The following is a 2,776-nucleotide window of genomic DNA, read 5'->3' as shown; positions in this document are numbered from 1 at the left end:
TTCTTAGTTATTTAGTTATTTAGTTATTTAGTTATTTAGTTATTTAGTTATTTAGTTATTTAATTATGATTTTTATCTAGAATTTGCATGAGTGGGGTTGCTAAGGGTGTGTGAATATAGTTCAATTTCATTTTTGCGCTATAATTGACTAGCTTAAAATATCCCTTGTGATTTGCACCTTCAATGTGCTTACTCTAACTATGCTTGTTCGGTCAACTGTGCTTGAATCACTTGGTGTAGTGATAGGCATCTTGACCTGGTTATCATCAGCGAGAACAATCCTAACCACAATCAAGTTACTTGTTAAAGCACTGTTCCCTTCCGTTGTTATTGCGCACTGATTTATCGTTGAAAATCCTTTAAAATGTAGTGATTAGACTCATTTGTAAAAAAGTAGATTTTAAATGAAAACCATTGAAGTAGTAGCCGCCATTATTCAGCATGATGGCAAAACCCTGTGCGTTCAGCGTGGCCCCGCGAAGTTTGATTATATTCACCATAAATTTGAATTCCCAGGTGGAAAGGTAGAAGCCGGTGAAACGGGTGAGCAAGCTATCATGCGCGAACTACAAGAAGAGTTGCATCTAGATATCTCCTCAGCTGATTACTTCATGACAGTTGATCATACTTACCCAGATTTCCACATCACCATGCACGCATATATTTGCCCAGTGGAAAAGCGCGATATCGTGCTTACAGAACATATTGATGCCAAGTGGTTATCCCAAGATGAGTTACCGCACCTAGATTGGGCTGCTGCTGATGTACCAATCGTAAACAAGCTAAAGGGACTGTAATGACTTTTGAAGTAAGTGAGCTATCTGAGGCTTTAACTACAGGGTATGTAGACTATCGTCACGCATCTAAACAAACCCTGAAGCCAGAGTTGTTATTTAATGATGGGCAAGGACGAAAAGTATTAACTGAAATTAGAAAACAGCTCACTTACTGTGACCATTTTTGGTTCTCGGTCGCTTTCGTTACGACCAGTGGTCTTGCTTGTATTAAACAAGAGCTTCTAGAGCTAGAGAACAAAGGTATTCAGGGTAAGATCTTAGTATCTCAATATCTTAACTTTACTCAGCCGGAAGCGTTGAAGGAACTGCTTAAATTCAAGAATATTGAGGCCCGTATATCTACGGACTCTAATTTTCACGCTAAAGGATATCTATTTAGCCATTCTGATATTCATCAGCTAGTAATTGGTAGCAGTAACTTAACGGCTAATGCTGTGACGTCGAATAAAGAGTGGAACTTAAAGGTAAGCTCTACAGATAAAGGGGCGATTTATCTTCAGGCGCTAGAACAGTTCCAGCATGAGTTTAGTGTTGCAACACCTATCACAAATTCTTTTATTCAGTCTTATGATGCGATCTATCTAGAGGCAAAAGCCTTTGAACGTAAAGTTAAGGCTTTAAGTGTCGAAGGAAAGGCTAAAGATATTAAGCCTAACGAAATGCAGCTAGAGGCATTGAAAAGCCTTGATGCTTTGCGCTCTCGAGGAGAGTGTAAAGCATTGCTTATTTCCGCAACAGGAACCGGGAAAACTTACCTTTCGGCTTTTGATGCTCTTAACGTAAAACCTAAGCGTCTATTGTTTGTTGTCCATCGCGCAAATATTGCTAAAAAAGCGATGCAGACCTTTCAGAGCTTATTTCCTAGAAATGTCTCGTTTGGGTTATATAGTGGTTCCAACACGGAGTTAGAGGCCGATTTTGTGTTTGCTACAGTACAAACATTATCAAGAGACGATCATCTTAAGAAGTTCACGAAAGATTGTTTTGATTACATTGTAATTGATGAAACTCATCGAGCAAGCGCAAACTCTTATCAAAAAATTCTCGATCACTTTACCCCGTCATTTTTACTTGGGATGACAGCAACTCCAGAGCGTACCGATAACAGTGACGTTTTCAAAATATTCGATCATAACATCGCCTATGAAATCCGGCTTCAACAAGCATTAGAAATGGATATCTTGGTTCCATTCCACTATTACGGCGTCACAGACTTAACCGTTGATGGTGAAGTTATTGATGATACGTCTTCAATCAACATTTTGACTAAAGAAGAGCGAGTTAAGCACATTCTTCATTATATTGACCGCTATGGTTCTGATAATGGAGAAGTGAGAGGGTTAGTTTTCTGTTCAGAGCTGAATGAGTGTCGAGCTTTAGCTGAAGCGTTTAATAATAATGGTTATCGATCTTTGGCTTTGACGGGGGCAGATAGCGAAACAGCGAGAGATGACGCAATAGAGAGACTTGAGTCATCAGATCAAACTAGTAAATTAGATTATATATTTTCTGTCGGAATTTTTAATGAAGGCATTGATATCCCGGCAGTAAACCAAGTTGTGATGTTAAGGCCAACAGAGTCATCGATTATTTTTGTTCAACAACTTGGTCGAGGACTACGTAAAGCTGACAATAAAGAGTACCTTACCGTTATCGACTTTATTGGTAACTACAAGAATAACTTTATGGTTCCAATTGCACTATATGGTGATCGTTCTTACAACAAAGATACACTTCGCAGGTTGGTATCTGGGGATGATTGTTTTCTCCCGGGCTCTTCTACCATCAGCTTTGATAAGATAGCAAAAGAGCGTATTTATCAGTCTATTGATATAACTAACTTAAAAGCTAAACGAGATTTAGTAAAAGACTATAACTTGCTTAAATTTAAGCTTGGTCACATGCCTATGATGATGGATTTTGTTCATTATGGTAGCCGTGACCCGTTTGGTTACGTTGAGTACGGTGTTTTTCAAGAC

The 2,776-nt window shown here is 38.7% G+C and carries 2 protein-coding genes; both read left to right on the top strand.

All coding sequences use genetic code 11. The features are described 5' to 3' along the window. The first annotated feature begins 404 nt into the window (after positions 1-404). Positions 405-797 carry a (deoxy)nucleoside triphosphate pyrophosphohydrolase gene (locus tag RH85_RS17985; protein WP_006714140.1) on the top strand — a complete coding sequence of 131 codons (393 nt, stop codon included), beginning with the start codon at positions 405-407 and terminating at the stop codon, positions 795-797. After that, on the top strand, positions 797-2,776 hold a 1,980-nt coding region (locus RH85_RS17980), incomplete at its 3' end, for a DEAD/DEAH box helicase family protein (protein ID WP_006714139.1). The genes RH85_RS17985 and RH85_RS17980, both read left to right, overlap by 1 nt.

This window comes from Vibrio ichthyoenteri ATCC 700023 (genome assembly GCF_000222605.1).
In the GTDB taxonomy this organism is placed as follows: Bacteria; Pseudomonadota; Gammaproteobacteria; order Enterobacterales; family Vibrionaceae; genus Vibrio; species Vibrio ichthyoenteri.
The sequence above is the reverse complement of the archived record's forward strand: the minus strand, read 5'-3'. Positions and strand labels throughout refer to the sequence as shown.